Annotated in this window: 14 protein-coding genes and 1 pseudogene; 6 read left to right on the forward strand and 9 right to left on the reverse strand. The window is 62.2% G+C overall.

The window, feature by feature from the left end:
- Positions 1-18: 18 nt before the first annotated feature.
- From HMPREF3056_RS11630 to leuA, 6 genes and pseudogenes are all read right to left on the reverse strand, one after another.
- Complete coding sequence (locus HMPREF3056_RS11630) at positions 19-330, reverse strand: DUF3800 domain-containing protein (protein WP_141759875.1); 312 nt, start codon at positions 328-330, stop codon at positions 19-21.
- 139 nt (positions 331-469) lie between these two features.
- Positions 470-1,249 carry a type 1 glutamine amidotransferase gene (locus HMPREF3056_RS11635; protein WP_070754907.1) on the reverse strand — a complete coding sequence of 260 codons (780 nt, stop codon included), beginning with the start codon at positions 1,247-1,249 and terminating at the stop codon, positions 470-472.
- A complete protein-coding gene (locus tag HMPREF3056_RS11640; protein ID WP_070754908.1) occupies positions 1,242-2,531 on the reverse strand; it encodes a Mur ligase family protein in 1,290 nt (429 codons plus the stop codon). The genes HMPREF3056_RS11635 and HMPREF3056_RS11640 overlap by 8 nt, the downstream gene beginning before the upstream one ends.
- Before the next feature lie 411 nt (positions 2,532-2,942).
- Positions 2,943-4,109 (reverse strand): annotated as a pseudogene (locus tag HMPREF3056_RS11645) (DNA polymerase III subunit epsilon); the annotation flags it as partial.
- Positions 4,110-4,207: 98 nt separating this feature from the next.
- Entirely contained in the window at positions 4,208-6,262 is a 2,055-nt protein-coding gene (locus HMPREF3056_RS11650; RefSeq protein WP_141759876.1) for a hypothetical protein, read from the reverse strand.
- A 311-nt stretch (positions 6,263-6,573) separates the two neighbouring features.
- Positions 6,574-8,388 (reverse strand): 2-isopropylmalate synthase, encoded by a 1,815-nt coding sequence (gene leuA / locus HMPREF3056_RS11655; protein WP_070754911.1) that lies wholly within the window; start codon positions 8,386-8,388, stop codon positions 6,574-6,576.
- Positions 8,389-8,666: 278 nt separating this feature from the next.
- Here leuA and HMPREF3056_RS11660 point away from each other — a divergent pair, with 278 nt between their 5' ends.
- Positions 8,667-9,869 carry a mannosyltransferase family protein gene (locus HMPREF3056_RS11660; protein ID WP_070754912.1) on the forward strand — a complete coding sequence of 401 codons (1,203 nt, stop codon included), beginning with the start codon at positions 8,667-8,669 and terminating at the stop codon, positions 9,867-9,869.
- Here the strand turns inward: HMPREF3056_RS11660 and HMPREF3056_RS11665 are convergent.
- Positions 9,866-10,738, reverse strand: a complete 873-nt coding sequence (locus HMPREF3056_RS11665) for a DMT family transporter (protein WP_070754913.1) — start codon at positions 10,736-10,738, stop codon at positions 9,866-9,868. The genes HMPREF3056_RS11660 and HMPREF3056_RS11665 overlap by 4 nt on opposite strands.
- Positions 10,739-10,884: 146 nt before the next feature.
- On the opposite strand from HMPREF3056_RS11665, the gene HMPREF3056_RS11670 reads away from it, so the two are divergent.
- The gene (locus HMPREF3056_RS11670) at positions 10,885-12,150 is read left to right on the forward strand and encodes an aspartate kinase (protein ID WP_070754914.1); all 1,266 of its coding nucleotides are present in this window, start codon (positions 10,885-10,887) and stop codon (positions 12,148-12,150) included.
- A gap of 19 nt (positions 12,151-12,169) precedes the next feature.
- Positions 12,170-13,207 (forward strand): aspartate-semialdehyde dehydrogenase, encoded by a 1,038-nt coding sequence (locus tag HMPREF3056_RS11675; RefSeq protein WP_070754915.1) that lies wholly within the window; start codon positions 12,170-12,172, stop codon positions 13,205-13,207.
- A 112-nt stretch (positions 13,208-13,319) separates the two neighbouring features.
- Here the strand turns inward: HMPREF3056_RS11675 and HMPREF3056_RS11680 are convergent, their stop codons facing one another.
- Positions 13,320-14,642: a YkvI family membrane protein gene (locus HMPREF3056_RS11680; protein WP_049157833.1), complete on the reverse strand. Its 1,323-nt coding sequence runs from the start codon at positions 14,640-14,642 to the stop codon at positions 13,320-13,322.
- Positions 14,643-14,920: 278 nt separating this feature from the next.
- Positions 14,921-15,469, reverse strand: a complete 549-nt coding sequence (locus tag HMPREF3056_RS11685; RefSeq protein WP_049157834.1) for an RNA polymerase sigma factor — start codon at positions 15,467-15,469, stop codon at positions 14,921-14,923.
- 174 nt (positions 15,470-15,643) lie between these two features.
- Between HMPREF3056_RS11685 and HMPREF3056_RS11690 the strand changes: the two genes are divergently transcribed.
- The 3 genes from HMPREF3056_RS11690 to HMPREF3056_RS11700 all read left to right on the forward strand — a co-directional run bounded on the left by HMPREF3056_RS11690 (position 15,644) and on the right by HMPREF3056_RS11700 (position 19,386).
- On the forward strand, positions 15,644-17,200 hold the full coding sequence (locus tag HMPREF3056_RS11690; protein WP_049157836.1) for a catalase: 1,557 nt from the start codon (positions 15,644-15,646) through the stop codon (positions 17,198-17,200).
- A gap of 128 nt (positions 17,201-17,328) precedes the next feature.
- Entirely contained in the window at positions 17,329-18,780 is a 1,452-nt protein-coding gene (locus tag HMPREF3056_RS11695; RefSeq protein WP_049157838.1) for a hypothetical protein, read from the forward strand.
- A 264-nt stretch (positions 18,781-19,044) separates the two neighbouring features.
- Positions 19,045-19,386, forward strand: coding sequence for a hypothetical protein (locus tag HMPREF3056_RS11700; RefSeq protein ID WP_070754916.1), 342 nt, complete (start codon positions 19,045-19,047; stop codon positions 19,384-19,386).

A 19,386-nucleotide genomic window follows, 5' to 3' on the forward strand; every position in this document is an offset into this window, starting at 1 on the left:
ACGGAAAATTCGACCGATTCAGGGCGGAAAATACGACCGATAAATGCTTCGGACTTCACGGTATTTCTTTACGTTCTGTGTCGTCAGAAGCGCGGCCCCTTTCTTTTCCCAGCGTTCTACAAGGCGACCTTTCGCGATGACCTTAGCGTCAATTTCGGCTTTGAGTCCGCGTTCTTTAATTCTGCGAAATGCTCCTGAGAGCTGCCGAATATTGTCGGCTGGGATAATGAACCCACCAATTCCAAAAACGGGGTGAGTTTTAAAACTCGGATCGGTGCGGGAAACGTAGGCCCCGTTATGTCCAAATTCGTCAAAGTATCCGATGTACATCTTCCCCCCCCTGGATACGCGAAAGCTCGTGTTGTTCACACGAGCTTCGGAAGTGGAGCACCCTAGTGCGTCCGTTGCCAAGTGTACCGTGTGCCGAAGGTTGTGGTCAATCGGTTCAGCTAGTTACTTCTATTGATATCTAGCGCTGCGAGCGCGGCGGCTCCGAGGCGTTAAAACGCTCGGTGCGCAGCTGGTCAATGGCGGGGATGTTCAAGGGCTCGAGTTCGCTGAGCGCGACTCCCATGGCCTTGGCCAGCAGCAGATCCGCCAGCTGCGGGTTGCGCGCTAGGACAGGGCCGTGCATGTAGGTGGCGATGACGCTGCCCTGCACCGCGCCCTCGGCGCCGCGCTGGACGGCCCTGTCGGAGAGGTCCAGGATGGCGGCGGTATCCGCATTGCCGGTTCCGCGGGTCAGCGTTCCCAGCGGTTGGGCGGCAGGCCCCAGGATGGTGGCACCCATGTGGTTCTCAAAACCGGTGAGCGGCTCGGTGAGCTCAGCGGTAATGCCCGCCTTGGTCGGTTCCGTGGCTACCTCGCCGATGGCGCGCTCGGCCATGGAGGCAGTGGTGGCGTCGATAAGCCCCACGCCATCCACCACGCGGCCGGACGCACGGAAGGACTCGCCGAGCACCTGTAGGCCAGCGCAAATTGCCAGAATCGGGCGACCAGCGGAGGCAGCGCGGGTGAGGCCACCGTCAGCGATGAGGTGCTCCGCGGCGAGAATCTGCGCGGTGTCCTCGCCACCGCCCAGGGTGTAGACGTCGAGGGACTCCGGCACTGGCTCACCCAGCTTGATGGGCACGATCTCTGCCTCGTGGCCGCGCATGCGGGCGCGCTGGCGCAGCACGAGGGCGTTGCCGTCATCGCCGTAGGTGCCCAGGATGTCGGGGAGGATGAGGCCAATCTGCAGGCTAGTCATTCGAGTGCTCCTTTGCTGCTGCGGCGGTAAGGGCCTTCTTCAGATCACGGAAGGCGGTGTAGTTGGCCAAGACCTCGATGCGGCCCTCCGGGCAGGACTGAATAGCGGTGAGGGGATCCGGGATGAGCTCGTGCGAGATATCCGCATAGACCAAACGCACTGCGAGGTCGGTGCCGCGCTCACCCGCAGCCTTGACTGGCAGATCGTCGAAGTCCTCGAAGCGCACGTCCCACAGCCAGGACATATCAATACCGTCGGCCACGTGGCCGTTGGTAGCGATGACCAGGCCATCGGCCTCGCGGTCCACCATGGACAGCGCCTCCTGCCAGCCGGCCGGGTTCTTAGCCAGCAGCAGGCGGATGGTGCGGTTTCCTAGCGTGATGGTGGAATAGCGCCCGGCTACATCGTCGACGCTTTCCGCGGCGGCAATGGCCTTGTGGCGATCCACACCAAAGGCCTCGACGGCAGCGGCGACGGCTTGGGCAGCATTGCCGCGGTTGGCCTGCCCCGGCAGGGAGAGCTGGAGCTTGTCGACGCCCTCCGGGCTCACCAGTCCTTCCTCCGTCACTGCCCAGGTGGGGGTGGGGCGGCGGAATTCGCGGCCGTCGGCAAGCGGCTTGACCGCGTGCCAGTCCTCGCCTTCGCGCACGATGTGTCCTCCGGTGCGCGGGCAGGTGACGGATTCACCCATCCAGCCGGCACCAGCGGACACCCAAATAACATTCTTAGCGTCATAGGCCACGGAGGTCATGAGGACGTCATCGCAGTTGGCGATGATGAGCATATCCGGGTGTGCCTCGACTGCGCCGCGCAGGGCCCGCTCGATCTTGTTAATTTCGCCCACGCGGTCCAGCTGGTCGCGTGAGAGGTTCAGCAACACCAGCGCGGTGGGGTTGAGGTTATCCGCGACGTGGGGAACGTGGAGCTCGTCCACTTCCAGCACTAAGTGGCTCGCGTCCTTGCCTGCTAGAAGCGCGGAGATGATTCCGGCGTCCATGTTGTCGCCGCCATCATTGGTGGCCACGGAGTGCTCGGTGCGCACAGCGGCGGCGAGCATGCGCGTGGTGGTGGATTTACCGTTGGTTCCGGTCACCAGGATGGCTGGGCGCTGCTTGGCCAGGTTCTGCATGATGGTGGGGTCGATGGCGTTGGCGATGAGTCCGCCAATCATGCCGCCGGCGCCGCGGCCCGTGGCGCGCGAGGCAGTGGTAGCCAGCGTCGCAGCGGTGGTGGCAACCGCAGTGCGCGCGGAGGAGAACGCGCTTCGGAAGTTAAAATTCATGTTCCCCAGGGTAGTCGGGGGACGCTAGCTATCGGTGTTGCGGGAGCGGTTGTGTCCCGAGTTTTGTTGGCCCTGCTGGTTGCCATTACCGCGGCGGCCGCGTCCACCGCGTCGGCGACGCCGACGCCCGTGGTTTCCGCCCTTGTTTCGGTTGTTGTTGCCAGAGCCCTGCGAACCTTGGTTGGTAGCCGAGCCCGAGTGAGCAGGCTTGTCGCCTGCGGAACCCTCGGTTGAAGGGTTCTGGTTCTTCTTATCGTTGTGCCCTTGTTTAGCGGGCTGATGATTACCGGAAGATTTACGGCGGGAGCGACGGCGATTCTTGTTCGTGGAGCGGTTGCGGTTGGACTGCCCACCGGAGCGTCCCTCGCCCTGGCGCTTCCCTGAGTTGCCCGCCCCACCAGATGCGGACTGCTCTTCTGGCTCCGTGGGTTCCTCGATGCGCTCGAGGGCGGCGAGGAAAGCGGTGTCGGACATCAGGGGGATGTCCTTGCGGTGAGCGTGCATGGGCTTGCCCACGAGGTTGGTGGTGATGTTGCAGACCACCAGGGACGTTTCTCGGGTGAGCTTTTCAGAGTAGTTGAGCTCCTCGCGGGCTAGGGCGGCGATGATGGTATCGGGGTCCTCGGTGATTTCCGGGGCTACGACGATCTCCATGCCGCGGATGAGCTCCTTGCCGGGCACATACGGACCGGGGTTGTGGTGCTGGCGGGGCGCTTCAGCAGCGTCGACGCGGACGTGGGAGCGCTGCAGCCCGAAACGATCCGCTCGCAGGTCATCCGGTGTGGCACTGCTCAGTGGGCCTGAAGCTTGCGCGCGATAAAGAGCCACGAGCAGGCGGGTTGCTTCGCGGGAGGTATCTTTTTCTGTCCTCTGCGCACGTTCGACGCTGGCCGTGGGGTCGGGTGCGGAAAGGCCGGTGTCACGCGCGACGGCCGCCAAGCGGATGTCGGTGCCCCACACGCTTTGGCGGCGGGCGGTGGCGAGAGTATCCACGATGGCGACTGGGGTGGGGACGTGTCCCACCTTGAAGCGGCGGCGTCGGCCCTTGCCCCGGTTGCGATTGCGCGCGCGGTTCTGGCGGGCAGCGGCGGTCATTGCACGGCGCGCTTCGGAGACGATGAATCCCCAGGTATAAGGGGTGTCGTGGACGATGAGGGTGCGGCCATCAATGAGCCGGTCCAGGGGCTTGAGCAGCATGGAGAAAGACTGCCCAGCCTGGATTTCTTCGACGCTTAACCCGTGGAGGTGCCGCGGTCCGGGGTCTGCGCCTGGGTTGATGACGGCGTGGAATTCCTGGCCGATCTCCCCAGCGGCGTTAAGAGTCAACGCATCCACGGTGAGCAGGCGGCCGGTCGAAGGGTGGATTCCGGTGGTTTGGATGGTCAGCGCCACGTAGGGAAAGGCGGCGAGAGCTTCCTCGCGGGCAGAGGCCTTGTGCTCCCTAGCGGTCTGCTTCGTATCTGCCTGGTGGGGGCGCGGGCCCGGCTTAGGGGCGCCGGTGTGTGGTGACGCCGCGGCCGGCGTCTCTGCAGCGCTGGGCTGCGCTGCAGGCTCGGTGGGGCCGGGTGTCGTAGTCATTGTTCACAGTTTAGTACCCAACTGCGAGGAAGCTGGAAAGGGCACACGTGAAGGGGGTTGTCTCCACTGAATCGCGGTGAAGGTAAGCGCGCTGCGGACTAGCCAAAGTCGATGATGATGACCCAGCCGCCGCGGTCGGATTGCTCGGGAGTGGGGTCAGGCTCGCGGCTGGGCTCGGGCTCTTTAGTCGGCTCGGGCTTTCTGGTGGGCTGAGGTTGAGTGGTCGGCTTGGGCTTGCTAGTTGGCGTGGGCTTAGCGGTCGGCGTGGGCTTCGTGGTGGGCTTGGGCTTGCTAGTTGGTTTGGGCTTGGTGGTGGGCGTTGGAGTTGCCGGAGCAGAAGTAGTCGAGGGCGCCGGAGCCGCCGTGGGTGGTGTGCTGACGCGCGTGGTCACAGGGGTAGTGGCCGGCGGCGTGCTCGGGGCAGTTGGTTCGTCGTGAGGTGCGGTTCGATCTTCGCCCACCGGAGTGGTGGTGGGAGCAGCCTTTGACGTGGAGCGCGTGGGTTCAGCTGGTGGCTTCGGCGTAGTCGTCACCACAGTCGGCGACGGGGTCGCCTGAGTTTGTGGGGTGGGACGGGGTACGTGGATCGGCGGCGTTGTGCGCGGCCGCGAAGTAGTGCTCAGCGGGCGCGTGGTGGTCGGCGGCTCTGCGGAGCGACTGACCTCACGTGAAGTGGTTGATTCCGTGCTTTTTACGGTGCTCCTAGGGCTGGAGCTGGGAGCGGTGAACGCCTCAGTGCGGCGAGCCTCCGGAGCGTCGAGCTCCTCCGCTGTGGGTTCGGTGGTCCGAGGTGCTGCTGTTGTCGGTGCTGTATGCGGCAGGTGATCCGCCTGCGGTGAAGTAGCAGCCTCCTCGGCAGCAGGCAGTGGGGTACGTTCCGTGGGCTCAGCGAGCTCCGTGGGTTCTGCTGGTTCGGTCAGCTCAGTAGGCTCTGTGGGCTCGGAAAAACCAGTCGGGCTAAGCGCTTGCGTAGCGTCCGTATCATCCCGCTCCTCGGGGAGGTGGGCGTCTGCAGCCACAATGTCCGCAGTGTCCGCGACGTCGGAGGCCTTGTCCTCAATAGCAGCAGCGTCGGCGTCGGCAGAGTGTGACGTGGATACAGCGAGAGTGTTTTCCTCAAAAGCCGATTCGGCGAGGTTATGGTGGTGTGAACCGGAGGAATTCCCGGAAGATGCGAAGTTGGCAGCCCCGCCGACCACGACGGCTACGCCAGCAGCACAAGCTACCTTGAGCCCAGTGCTAGCTGCAGCGATCTTTGTTCCGGTCACGGCAGCCGCCCCGGCAGAGTTGAGGGACAGGGCTTGTGCACTCTGCGTGGCAGCAGTACCGGCGGTCTTCGCTGCGCCGGTAGCCTCAATTCCGCCAGCCGGCAGGCTGGCTGCGTGTGCCTTGCCACTGTTGGTGACCTTCACGGCCGCTGCGCCCGCGGCGGCAGCGATGATTCCGGCGGTTCCCACGGCGAAGTGGCTTTCCGGCGTGCCTTCTTCGGAATAGACGGTGAGGGTTGGTTGTCCATCCGATATGAAATATGCGCGGGCGACTGCGATGAGACCCTCGTGATTGAATCCTGCGATGGTATCGCTCAGCCAGGGAGCCCGCTCCCGCGGAATCGTGGCGACGAGTTCGTCATCAAGGTGAACCTCGATGGAGCGTCGGAAAAAGTGCCGGTTGTTGGTCAAACGCACAAGGAGGTGCGCAGGGTGCGTCGGTAGGGAACTGGACGGGACTGCAAACTCGGTGATGCGCAAAGCGCGCTGGCCGCTGAGCATGCCCCACCGCTGAGCCGGGGGAATATTGAGCGGAACGCACAGGCCAGGCTCGGGGAGGAGGACCTCGAAAGCAGGAATGGTTTCTTCCGCCGCATCCTCGCGGAGTGCGATCTCCGCGGTGGCTTGTGGGTTTAGTCCCGCATCAATGATCCAGTCCAGTTCCGTGTAATCAGCAGTTTGGGAGGCAGGGATCTCGCCCACGATGTCTTCGCCGTGATGGACGCGAAATCCTGTACTTGAATGTCCACTCAAAGTGACGGGGAGATGACTGCTTTCAGTTAGCGAAAGCAACTGCAGGAACATCTCCGGGTTTACGGTGTCAACCGTCAGGCGACGCGGTGTGCCAAACCCGTGGTGGGGAACCACATAGTTAGTGACCGTCATATTGCTCGCCTTCGCTGAGTAGACCACGTCGGGTGCATACGGCTGGGCGGGTCTGCCGTGAGCATTGGGAATGCCGAAGCCCAGACTGAAGCGCTGACTAGCCGCACGAAATGTTTGAAAAATCTTTATTGCAGTGCAGTTATGCTGCTTAACTATATCGCTCTGAGTTCTGGCCTACAAGAAAGCGCATTCAGCGGGATATGGTGACGAGGAATTTTTGCGCATAGCTTAAAGCTCGGATGCTGGAAGCTAGGGAGGAACGTGCTCCTCCCTCCCTAGCTGCACTGTTGTTAAGTCTGGCTTTGCCTGGCTTAGTCTGCGCGGTTGACTGCGGACGTAATCGCGTTGATGGATGCGCGCGTCGTCGAGCCAGCGATGCCCGCGCCCCATACCTGGGCGCCGTTAACCTCGGCGGCGATGTAGCAGGCGGCCTCGGCGTCGTCGCCAGCAGTACGGGATTGCTGGGAGTAGTCGATGACCTCGAAATCAATTCCGACGTCCTCCAGCGCATTGGCGTATGCGGCGATGGGGCCATTGCCGATGCCGGAGACAACGCGCTTCTCACCGTTGAAGACGATGGTCGCGGTTACCTTGGCGTCCTCGCCCTCTGTGGTGGAGTTGTCCACCTGGAAGGAGACCAGCTCTAGCGGGGAGGTGCGCTCCAGGAATTCGTTGGCGAAGATGTCCCACATGTTCTTGGAGTTGACCTCGCCACCTTCGGCGTCGGTCACCGCCTGCACGACGGAGGAGAACTCCGCCTGCATGGCACGCGGCATGTTGATGCCATGGTCGGTCTTCATGATGTAAGCTACGCCGCCCTTGCCGGACTGCGAGTTGACGCGGATGACCGCCTGGTAATCGCGGCCGACATCCTTCGGGTCGATGGGCAGGTAGGGAACTTCCCAGGTGGTTTCCTGCAGTTCCTCCCACGACACCTCGGTGTTGTTGGCGCCGGGGCGTACCTCCTGGGCCAGGGCATCCAGGCCCTTGTTGATGGCATCCTGGTGGGAGCCGGAGAAGGCCGTGAACACCAGCTCGCCGCCGTAGGGGTGGCGCTCCGGTACGCGCAGCTGGTTGCAGTACTCCACCGTCTCGCGGATCTTGGGCAGATCGGAGAAATCGATCTGCGGGTCCACGCCCTGGGTGAGCATATTCAGACCCAGCGTGACGATGTCTACGTTGCCGGTACGCTCACCGTTGCCAAACAGGCAGCCCTCGATGCGATCTGCGCCGGCCATGTAGCCCAGCTCGGCGGCGGCAATGCCTTCGCCGCGATCGTTATGGGGGTGCAGTGACAGGATGATGGAGTCACGTTTGGCAAAGTTGCGGTGCATCCACTCGATCTGGTCGGCGTACACGTTCGGGCTAATCATCTCCACCGTGGACGGCAGGTTGATGATCATGGGGTTGTCCGGGGTGGCCTCCATGATGTCGACGACGGCATCGCAGACCTCGACGGCGAAGTCCAGCTCGGTTCCCGTGAAGGATTCCGGAGAGTACTCCCAGCGCCAATTGGTATCCGGGTAATCCTTGGCAATGCTCTTGATGAGCTCCGCGGCATCCGTGGCCAGCTTCTTGATGGCCGGGCGGTCCTTGCGGAATACCACGCGGCGTTGCAGCTTCGAGGTGGAGTTGTAGAAGTGCACGATGACGTTCTTCGCGCCCTGGCACGCCTCGAAGGTGCGGCGGATCAGGTGCTCGCGGGCCTGGACCAAGACCTGGATGGTGACGTCTTCAGGGATCTTATTGCCCTCAATAATCTCGCGGACAAAGTCGAAGTCCGTTTGGGAGGCGGAAGGGAAGCCCACCTCGATTTCCTTGTAGCCCATCTTGACCAGCAGGTCGAACATGCGGTGCTTGCGCTGCGGGGACATCGGATCAATCAGGGCCTGGTTACCATCGCGCAGATCTACCGCGCACCACTGCGGGGCCACAGTAATCTTCTTATCCGGCCACGTGCGGTCCGGCAGCGTGACGGGCTCGACCTCCTGGGCGAAGCTCTGGTAGCGGTGGACTGGCATTGAGGAGCCGCGCTGCTTATTCCAGGCGGGCTGGTTCTCGTTGCGCGGGCCGGCCGGAGTAGTGATTTCGCGGGGAGCGGAGATGAAAGAATCGTTGGGGGACATGGTGTTTGTTCTCTTCCTTGTGTGAGCTCTGAGGCGTTTGTTTCGCTGCATTGCCTGATGAGCAACGATGTAGTGAATTGTGGGGGACGGCCAGCTGTGGTGTGCGTTGGCATCACCACGCTCCGCGACGGGGCGCTGGCCGTAGAGTTACAAACCTAAATCCCGCCGCGGCTACTAAGGAGAAGAGTGTGCCGCAAAGTCATGTGAGCCACAATACAACGCTTCCCACTCTGTGGCAACTGGTTTCACATAATGGGATGGGGTTGTGGGTGGCTAGGATGTGTGACGTGCTTGAAGAAAACACCATGACGACTGCTCCGGAACCTGGGAAGAAGGCCGCGCCGGACAAGGAACCGGATGCCGCCGCGACCCCTGAGGGCGCGCCAGGGGTACTTCCGCTCCTGCCCATGGCCGTGCTGGTCGCGGTAGTGGGAGCTGCAGTGCGTATTGCTGTGCTGAACGGCATCGCAGCCGTTAACGAACAGGAGCTGTGGGATCAGCTCACGGCCTGGGACTCTAAGTACTACCTGGAGATTGCGCGCGTAGGTTATTTCGATGCGGACATCCATACGGATGGGCCGGTCTATGAGAAGACCATGGCTTTCTTCCCGGGTTTTCCCATACTGTTGCGGGTTCTGGGGTGGACTGGGATCAGCCTTGAGGTCGCTGCTCTCATTGTGAATACTCTTTTGACCGCGGTTATGGCTGCTGGAGTCATGGTCCTAGCGCAGCGCTTGGGGGCGGGGCGCCGTGGGCAATGCGCCGCGGCCATCGTGGTCAGCAGTGCTCCGATGTCCATTGTGTTGTCCATGCCCTATACGGAAGCCCTCTTCGGGGCCCTTGTGGTGTGGGGGCTCGTGGCGCTGGATGAACGCGATTGGTGGAGCGCCGCAGCTTTCGGTATCGCCTTGTCCTTTGTTCGGCTGACCTCCGTGGATTTCCTTGTAGTTTTTGGCTTGTGGGTGCTCCTTTACGGGCGGCGTTCCTGGCAGGCGTGGCTCAGCCTCATCGTGGCGTCGCTCCCGCTGCCGGGTTACTTGTTATGGACGCAGCGCTACCTGGCGGAGGCTGGCGGCTACTTCGGCATCCAAACCGAACACTGGAACTCCACCTTCGACGGGGGCGTTGCCACCGTGCGGTTCGTGTGGGAAACCTTGACGGAAAACAATGATGTGGGCTACCTGCTCACCGTGCTGGTGATCCTCGGTGCCCCCGTGTTGCTCATCGCGGCTTGGGGGAAGGTTAACCCGGTCGCTTGGTGGTTTAGCGCCGCGTTATGTGCGAATGTGCTGCTTTCCGACGGCATCATGCACTCGCGCCCGCGTCTCCTCTTGCCCGCGATCATTCTGGTGTTGCCGTGGGTTGTGCGCGCCGCCACGGCGTGGCGCCCACGCATGCTGTGGGCTGCCTGCGGTGCATGGGTCCTGTGGTCGGCGTGGTTCTCCGCTTACATGCTGGTGGTCTTTGAGTGGGCGATCTAGCGCGGGCTTTGTTCCGCGCGCCGAGTGCTTCCCGGGTTGACCGGAATGCGTGACAGGACGATCGTGGCGGCAACCATGATGATGAGCGAAGCCCCCATCACGCACCAGCCTGCGATGCTCTCGACCTGGAATTTCTCACCCAAAACCCAGTAACCCAGGCCGAAAGCCACGATGGGTTCCATGATGGTCATCGCGGGAAGGGAGTGCGCAAGAGCACCGGCGTGGAAGGAATACTGCTGGATCACGGTTCCGGCAGCCGCCAGCCCGATGAGCACGTACAGCTCCCAGCTGGCTAGCAATGCTGCGATGCCTTGGTGGGAGAGGACGTCAACCACCGCTTTCGCTACGAGCGCCACGTAGCCGTAGAGGATGCCGCAGGCGGCGCCGAGTGCCAGCGCGGATTCCTCCGGCCGGTTATAGGCCGCCACGAAGAGCGCGGTGAGTGTCAGCGCGCCGAGGGCGAAGGCGGGCCACCACTGGGACCAGCTGGGCGTCGTCAAGCCTGCGGTGGGGCGTCCGTAGACCACCATGATGCCCACTGCGATGGTCAGCGCCAAGCACCAGAAGACCTCCCGCGCCGGCATCGGCCGCCGGGCATACCACGCGGCGAGCGGCAGTGTGAACATCAGGGACAGGACGAGGATGGGCTGCACGATGAGCAGTGTGCCGAAGTGGAGTGCGATGAGCTGCAAGGCATAGGCAACGACGGCGGCTCCGGTGCCAATCCACCACAGGGGCGTGCGAATTGCGGTACGCATGACGCTGCGGGAGCTGGCGTCCAACACGATTCGGTGGCGTATGACAGTGCCCCAGGCCACGACTAGTGCCGAGGCCAGTGCGAAAGCAACGGCAACCAGGTTTGAAAGCATCGTTTCCACCTTACCTGGAATTAATATCCAGCACGTGTTTCGATGGTAGCCAAAGGGCGGTAGTCTAAAGGAGTTGACTGCCGGTCTATAGGTATTGGGCGGTGAACAGGTAATGGCCCTCACAAACAGGAAAGGTGGGACCGTCAGTGGCCCTAGTCGTACAGAAATACGGGGGATCCTCCCTCGAAAGCGCAGAGCGCATTCGCGCGGTGGCGGAGCGCATTGTGGCGACGAAGAAACAGGGCAACGACGTGGTTGTCGTGTGCTCCGCCATGGGGGATACCACCGATGAGCTCCTAGACCTCGCCGCCCAGGTCAACCCCGTCCCGCCGCAGCGCGAGATGGACATGCTGCTGACCGCTGGCGAGCGCATCTCCAATGCGCTCGTTGCCATGGCAGTGGAGTCCCTCGGTGCGCAGGCTCAATCCTTCACCGGCTCCCAAGCTGGTGTGCTCACCACTGAGCGTCATGGTAACGCCCGCATTGTCGACGTCACCCCGGGCCGCCTTACCGAGGCGCTGGATGCAGGCAAAATCTGCATCGTCGCGGGTTTCCAGGGCGTCAACAAGGAATCGCGCGATGTCACCACCCTCGGCCGTGGCGGATCGGACACGACCGCGGTGGCGTTGGCGGCAGCGCTCAAGGCCGATGTGTGTGAGATTTACTCCGATGTCGACGGCGTCTACACCGCTGATCCCCGCATCGTTCACAACGCCCAGAAGCTCGAGCAGCTCTCCTTCGAGGAGATGCTCGAGTTGGCCGCCGTGGGCTCTAAGATTCTGGTCCTGCGCAGCGTCGAATACGCCCGCGCGTTCAACGTTCCCCTTCGAGTTCGCTCGTCTTATTCAAACGACCCCGGCACGCTCATCGCCGGTTCAATGGAGGATATCCCCGTGGAAGAAGCAGTACTAACCGGCATCGCAACCGACCGCTCCGAGGCCAAGGTCACCGTCCTGGGAATCCCGGACCGCCCGGGTGAGGCCGCCAAGGTGTTCCGCGCTATTGCAGATGCCGAGATCAACATCGACATGGTCCTTCAGAACGTCTCCTCCCTGGAGTCCGGCACGACCGACATCACCTTCACCTGCCCGCGCTCGGATGGGCCGAAGGCAATGGAGATTCTGGCCAAGCTCAAGGAAGACGGCCACTGGGCCAACGTGCTGTACGACGACCAAGTGGGCAAGGTTTCCCTGGTCGGTGCCGGCATGAAGTCCCACCCCGGTGTCACCGCGGACTTCACGGAGGCATTGCGTGACGCAGGGGTCAACATGGAGCTCATCTCCACCTCTGAGATCCGCATTTCCGTGCTGACGCGCGAGGCTGACCTGGACAAGGCGGCGATTGCTTTGCATGAGAAGTTCCAGCTAGGTGGCGAGGAAGAGGCCACCGTTTATGCTGGTACCGGACGCTAAAACTTAAGGAGTAAAGGTCATGACCACTGTTGCAGTAGTAGGCGCCACCGGCCAGGTCGGCCGCGTGATGCGCACCCTCTTGGAGGAGCGCAACTTCCCGGCCGAGACGGTCCGTTTCTTCGCCTCCGCGCGCTCGGCGGGACAGGAGCTCACCTTCCGCGAGGAGAAGGTTGTCGTGGAAGATCTGGCAGAGCAGACCGTAGAAAGCCTCGCTGGGATCGACGTCGCCGTGTTCTCCGCCGGCGGTTCCACTTCCAAGCAGTATGCGCCGCTCTTCGCCGAGGCCGGTGCCATCGTGGTGGATAATTCCTCCGCATGGCGCAAGGACCCGGACGTGCCGCTGATTGTCTCGGAAGTGAACCCGCAGGAAAAGGGAAACACCCCGAAGGGCATCATCGCCAACCCGAACTGCACGACCATGGCGATCATGCCGGTCACGAAGGCGCTTCACGACGCCGCCGGTCTCACCACCATGCGCGTCGCCTCCTACCAGGCCGTTTCCGGCTCAGGCCTGGCAGGTGTGGAAACCCTGGTTAAGCAAGTAGCGTCCATCGGCGACCGCAACGTTGAGCTCGTCCACGATGGCTCGGCGCTCGAGGTCTCCGAGGAGGATCTGGGCCCCTACGTCGCCCCGATTGCGTACAACGCGCTGCCGCTGGCCGGCAACCTCGTCGATGATGGCACGGAAGAAACCGACGAGGAGCAAAAGCTGCGCAACGAGTCCCGCAAGATCCTGGGCATCCCGGAGCTCAAGGTCTCCGGTACGTGCGTGCGCATCCCGGTGTTCACCGGCCACACCATGGTGGTGCACGCGGAGTTTGAGAAGCCGATTACCCCGGAACAGGCCCGCGAGGTGCTGTCGTCCGCACCGGGCGTCAAGGTCGTCGATGTGCCGACCCCGCTGGCGGCAGCCGGCATCGACCTCTCCTTGGTCGGTCGCATCCGCCAGGACCAGGCGGTCGAGGACAACAAGGGCCTTGTCTTCGTAGTCTCCGGCGATAACCTGCGCAAGGGCGCCGCGCTCAACACCATTCAGATTGCGGAGCTGCTGGTCTAAAGCAAAGCTGCAGCGAGTTTTAGAACCCGCATAAATAAGAAAAGTCCGCCCCCAGAGTGATATCTGGGGGCGGACTTTTTGTGAGTAATGGGAAAGGGGGTGTGCGGAAGGGCTAGTCCTTCGGCACCTCGGGCTTCGTGTGCTCCACGAAGGTCACAGAGGGTTCCGGATCCTCGCGGTCGTATTCAATCTCATCGTCGGCCTCGAGCTCCTCGTGGATCTCATCGGCAACGGTCGAGACGAACTCTTCAGTTTCCATGTTGGAGGCCGCTGCCAGCTTGCGCAGCTCGCGCTCGTTCTTCTTGGTGAAGTGCTCGCGCGGGTCAAGGCGGCGCTTAACCAAGGTGCGGGCGCGCACGCGGCGGTCAGACTCGGAGGTGATCTTGTCGCGCTGGGTAATCCAGGTGATGACCATGACGGCAATCATGAGCAGGCCAATCCAGCCCAGAATCGGGTAAACGCTGGAAACCAGCTGCTTGAAGCCAATGAAGGAGAGGATGAAGCCCACGACACAGGCGCCCGCGTAGACGGGGTAGAAGAGCTTCGGCTTCTTACGGGTGAGGCGCTTGCCCATGGCGTAGAACATGCCGATGGCGGTGTTGAAGACCATGCCATAGATGATGAACGTCATGAAGTAACCCAGGATTGGGTTCACGTTATTGATCAGCGAGAGTACCGGCAGGTCCTGCTCGTGAACGTCCGGGGCCACCATGTAGAGAGAGACCACGAGGAGAGCGAGCAGGAGCAGGTAGAAGAAGCCACCGATGAGGCCGCCGATGCCTACAGCGCGGTTATCCAGGATGTTGCCGCCGATGACGATGGACATCGACACCGCACACATAACGTTGAGGCCGGTGTAGTTCAGCGCTGCCAGCCACCAGTTGTTGAGGGGACTCTCCACGTTGTTGATGGCATAGTCATTGGCCCAGGACCAATCCACGTCGGTCACGATGATGGTGTAGCCGGTGGCCAGGACCACGAAGAAAATGATGAAAGGCGTAATCGCGCCGATAACAGAACTGACTTTATCCACGTCAAGGAGACCCACCAGCAGGACGAGCACGAGCATGACGGCGCCGCCCACCCAGATGGGCACGCCCTCGAATTGCTGGCTGATAGTGGAGCCACCACCGGCGAACATGACGAAGCCAATGGAGAACAGCGTGGCCAAGGTTCCCCAGTCCAAAATTCGGGAGACGATGGGACCAGTGATCCTGTCGTAGACAGCCGTGTGTTCGTCAGCCTGGAAGTAGGATCCGAGCTGCAGAATCGACACGCCGGTAATGATCATGAGGGCGGCAGCAAGCACAACGCCCCACAGGCCCTTGTTTCCGAAGGCCACGAAGTACTGGACTGCTTCCTGGCCCGATGCAAAGCCGGCGCCGACGACGACACCAATGAAGGCCATGGAAATGGCCACTGCGCGTTTCCACATAAAGTAAAGAGGTCTCTCAATCTCACACGCGCCGGGGGAATGCCATCACTACCCAAGGTGTGGTGCGGGCAATCGGGAAAGCCTCGCGGGCCCGGTTCGACTATCGATTTATCACGTGTGCCTCGGAAAAGATTAGGCGTGGTCTATCGGTGTTTTCCAGCTGGGGCTGCGGTTTCCTTAAGGATAGGCAGTGGCGGGGGTGTCAGAATTTGCCGTTTGGCGCATGTAGATGCAGGTTCTATGGCCGGCCAAGCCGATTTGTAACGGCTCGATAACGATTATCCGCGTTGGTTGATTAAGTCCTTGCGGGCCCGGGCCACGCGAGAGCGGATAGTGCCAACACGAACCCCGGCGATCTTCGCGGCCTCCTCGTAGGTATAGCCCAGAACTTGAGTCAGGATGAGGGCTTCGCGGCGGTCTTCTGGGAGGGCGTCGATAAGCGTGCGGGCGTCGATCCACTCGCTCCACGTTCCGGCGTTTTCGGGAGTTGCTGCGAGAGCGGCGGCATCCTCGTACTCGGTGGCGGACTTGCGCGGGCGGGCCATGTCGTGGCGGATGTTATCTACCCACACGCGGCGCGCAAGCGAAAGTAGCCACGTGCGCGCTGAGGAGCGTGCAGCGAAGCGGGGGAGTGCGCCGATGACGCGCAGGTAGGTCTCCTGGGTGAGATCGTCCGCGATATCGGGGCCGCCAAGGTGGGCGAGCAGGCGCCAGACATCATCTTGGGTGGACTTAATGAACTCCGTGAGGGCTGCGCGATCGCCACGGCCTGCCTTGAGGGCGAGGTCGGTGACGCGCGCATCATCGCGCTCGGAGTGTCGTTTCACCTCCCATAACTTACCAGTCGGGGGAGGCAGGACTTGGGTGCCTCGGGCTTAAGGCCGTGAACTCTGGCAACGTCAAAAACTGTTGCGCAGGTCATTTTTTATGGGTAGGCTATGAAAGGTCCGTGATTGATAATGTAAAGCAAATTATCAACCAATCTAGGAGGCATTAACCCCATGACTAACGCTTCGAATGAGTCCGCGGCAGACAAGGTTCTCGACAAGGGCCAGCGCGCCCCGGGCGGCCCGAACACAACCCGCCCCTCCGGTCAGCCAATTGCTACCGAAAACACCAGCATCACCGTTGGCCAGAACGGCCCGGTGGTGCTTAATGACATCCACCTCATTGAGAAGCTGGCGCACTTCAACCGCGAGCGCGTGCCGGAGCGCACCCCGCACGCTAAGGGCCACGGCGCCTTTGGTGAGCTGCACGTTACCGAGGACGTCTCTGCTTACACCAAGGCCAAGCTCTTCCAGAAGGGCACCGTGACCCCGATGATGGGCCGTTTCTCCACCGTTGCCGGCGAGCAGGGCTCCCCGGATACCTGGCGTGACGTCCACGGCTTCGCGCTGCGCTTCTACACCGAGGACGGCAACTACGACATCGTGGGTAATAACACCCCGGTCTTCTTCATCCGTGACGGCATTAAGTTCCCGGACTTTATCCACTCCCAGAAGCGTCTGGGCGCCAACGGCCTGCGTGATGCTGACATGCAGTGGGATTTCTGGACCCGCACCCCGGAGACCACCCACCAGGTGACTTACCTTATGGGTGACCGCGGTACCCCGAAGACCACCCGCCACCAGAACGGCTACGGCTCCCACACCTTCCAGTGGGTCAACGAGTCCGGCGATGCCTTCTGGGTGAAGTACCACTTCAAGACCCGCCAGGGCGTGGAGAACTTCACCGACGCTGAGGCTACGGAGATGGCCGGCAAGAACGCGGACTACCACCGCGAGGACCTCTACAACGCCATTGAAGAAGGCAACTACCCGGTTTGGGACGTCAAGGTCCAGATCATGCCGGTGGCAGAGGCTGAAGAGTACCGCTTCAACCCCTTCGATCTCACCAAGACCTGGTCCAAGAAGGATTACCCGCTGGTCGATGTCGGATACTTCGTGCTCAACCGCAACCCGCGCAACTTCTTCGCGCAGATTGAGCAGGTTGCCCTGGATCCGTCCAACATTGTCCCGGGCATTGGGCTGTCTCCGGACAAGATGCTGCAGGCACGCGTCTTCGCGTACTCCGACCAGCAGCGCTACCGAATCGGACCGAACTACAAGCAGCTGCCGGTGAACCAGCCGCTCAACCAGGTCAACACCTACGAGCACGAGGGGCCGATGCAGTACCTGTTCAACGCCCCGGAGGATCCGGTCTACTCCCCGAACCGTCACGCTAAGGGCGGCGGCTACCTGGATGGCGATGAGAACCTGCGCTTCAAGGAGCAGGAGACCACCACCGCTCCGGATCTCTACGTGAACCCGGACCCGGCAGGCATCGACCTGGTGCGTGCGCCTTATATCCACCACGCTGAGGACAATGACACCGTCCAGGCCACCGACCTGTACGAGAACGTCTACGATGACGACGCCAAGGAGCGCCTGGCGGACAACATCACCAACGCTATGGCCGGTGTGTCCCCGGAGACCGAGGAGCGCGTCTACGCCTACTGGGATGCAGTCTCCCCGCAACTGGGCAAGCGCGTGCGCGAGCTCTTCGCTGAGAAGAAGTAATTAACGCATACGCGTTAATTACGTAACCCCAGTAGCCCCGCCGGTCTAGTTCATTGAAGCTAGTTCCTGGCGGGGCTTTTCCGCGCGCCTGACCGCTTTTGCCCAGCGTGGGCGATAGTTTCTTTTACATGACCTCACGCCTAGCTACTCCTGCTGACGCTAACCGGAAGGTTGGCACCCGCGCACTCCTTCTCGCCCTCGTGCTCATCGTGCCGCTCGTTATCGGCGCGGTCGTTGCCACCGTGTCCGAGTGGCAGCCAGCCGAAGCCTGGTCCCAGGAGCAGGCGGGTGCGCCCAGCGATGGCACCATCGATCCCGCTGAGCTTTACGACGTCGCCCGTGCCCTCAGCGAAGCCAACGCCCAGGCGGGATTCCTGGCGAGCGGTGCGCAGCAGCTTGCTGACGGCACCGGTGAGCTGAAGGATGGCGCCGGTGAACTGGGCGGCGGAGTGGACAAACTGGCCGGCGGCTCGCAGGAGCTATACGACGGCCTCGTCCAGCTGCAATCCGGCACCGCCCAGCTGGGCAACGGTGCTACCGAGCTGGCCGACGGCGTCGGCGGCGCCGTCGACCAAGTCATCGGCCTAGGCGTGGTCCGCGGACAGATCCTGCAGGCCATCGATGGCACCCTCAAGGACTTGGAAGGAAACCACTCGGCGGAGGCGAAGAATATCCGCTCGCAGCTCGGTGATCTGCGCAGCCAAGTGGAGAACTTCCAGTTTGACCAGTCCATTCAGGATCAACTGACGCAGCTGAAGGATGGCTCGCGCGAGCTCTCCAACCAGCTGGCCGTGAGCGGCTACGCCTACCACGATGGCGTCTATCAAGCCACGGAGGGCGCAAAGCAGCTCAATGCCGGTATTGGCGAGCTCAACTCCAAGGTCGATGAGGCCTTGCAAGGTGTGGACAAGCTCGTTGCCGGCGCAGAGAAGGTAGACGGCATGGCTCAGCAGAACCGGTCCAAGGTGCAGGGTGCGCAGCGTGCCTTGCCCACCGTAGCTGGACCAGCTGAGGGCGATAACGCGCCTGCCCAGCTGCTCAGCCCCATCGTGGCCATGCTCCTCGCGGCTATCGCCGTCTTGGGCGGCGGGGTTATCGGAGCGCTGCTGACGCGAGTGGAGCGCCGTATCCTGGCATTGCTGGGCGGTGCGGTGCTGATCGGCGTCGTGGTAGGGCTGCTCGTAGCACTCCTGGCGACTGGCGGAACCGCCGCGGCCGTGGCGTGGGCGGGGCTCGCGGCGGCGGGGGCCGGGGTGGCGTCGGCAAGCATTGTGTACGCACTCGTGCGCGGACTGGGGCTCGCCGGTTGGGTTCTCGGCAGTGTGCTCGGCGTAGCCCAGGTGGGCGTCGTGGGATGGGCGTGGAAAGCGGCCTCGACGGGAACCGACCTCAACGCCGCGATGAGTGCGCTTGTGCACCTCTTTCCCATGCAGTGGGCAACCTCCGCCATCACCGTGGCAGGCAATGGGGGACAGTCCCCACAGCTGTGGACCGCGCTGGCTATTTTGGGGGTAATTTCCATCGCGGCATTCGGCCTCGTGGGGGCACCCGCTAGGCACGAAGAAAATGGAAAAGCCTAGCTCAAAGGCCTGCGTGTGAAGCATCGACTGAGCTGGTAGAAGCGTTACAGAGTTTTTGAAGATTTATCTACCGTTGCGAGGGGAAATAGTGCTAGAGTGAGAATCGCTCACAAAGCCTACTTAGGGGGTAGGCAAACGGTTTCTCCAATCCGTTGTGAGTGATAGGGAATAGGGGCGACGCGGCTGCTGTAGGGGCACCGCGTCGTTTCCAATTTTCGGGGGTAAAATTGGCGGCACTGAACGCTGAAGAATTGGAGAATCACCGTGACCGACTCTCGCGATATCAAACCTTTTGCCGCCAGCCGTGGTCCCAAAATAACGTCGGTCGGCGCCATCGTCGGTGCAGCAGTGGCGGGTGGTCTGCTGCTCGGAGGTATTGGTGCGGGCGCGAGCTTGGCGGTGTTTGATGAGCCGGAGCGTGCCGATTTTCTCATGCAGCCCGCGCAGCGCGAGGTGCAGGCCGACATCATGGACCCCGACGATGTGCTCACTCCGGAGGAGGAAGAGCGCATGCTTGGCGACGTCTCCCGGATCGCCGCCCCCGACGTGGTGCAGGAGCTGCACTACATGGTCTTTGCCGGCCCTTCCGGTTTTAGAGTGCGTTGA

It is taken from the genome of Corynebacterium sp. HMSC056F09, assembly GCF_001815785.1.
Classification (GTDB): Bacteria; Actinomycetota; Actinomycetes; order Mycobacteriales; family Mycobacteriaceae; genus Corynebacterium; species Corynebacterium hiratae.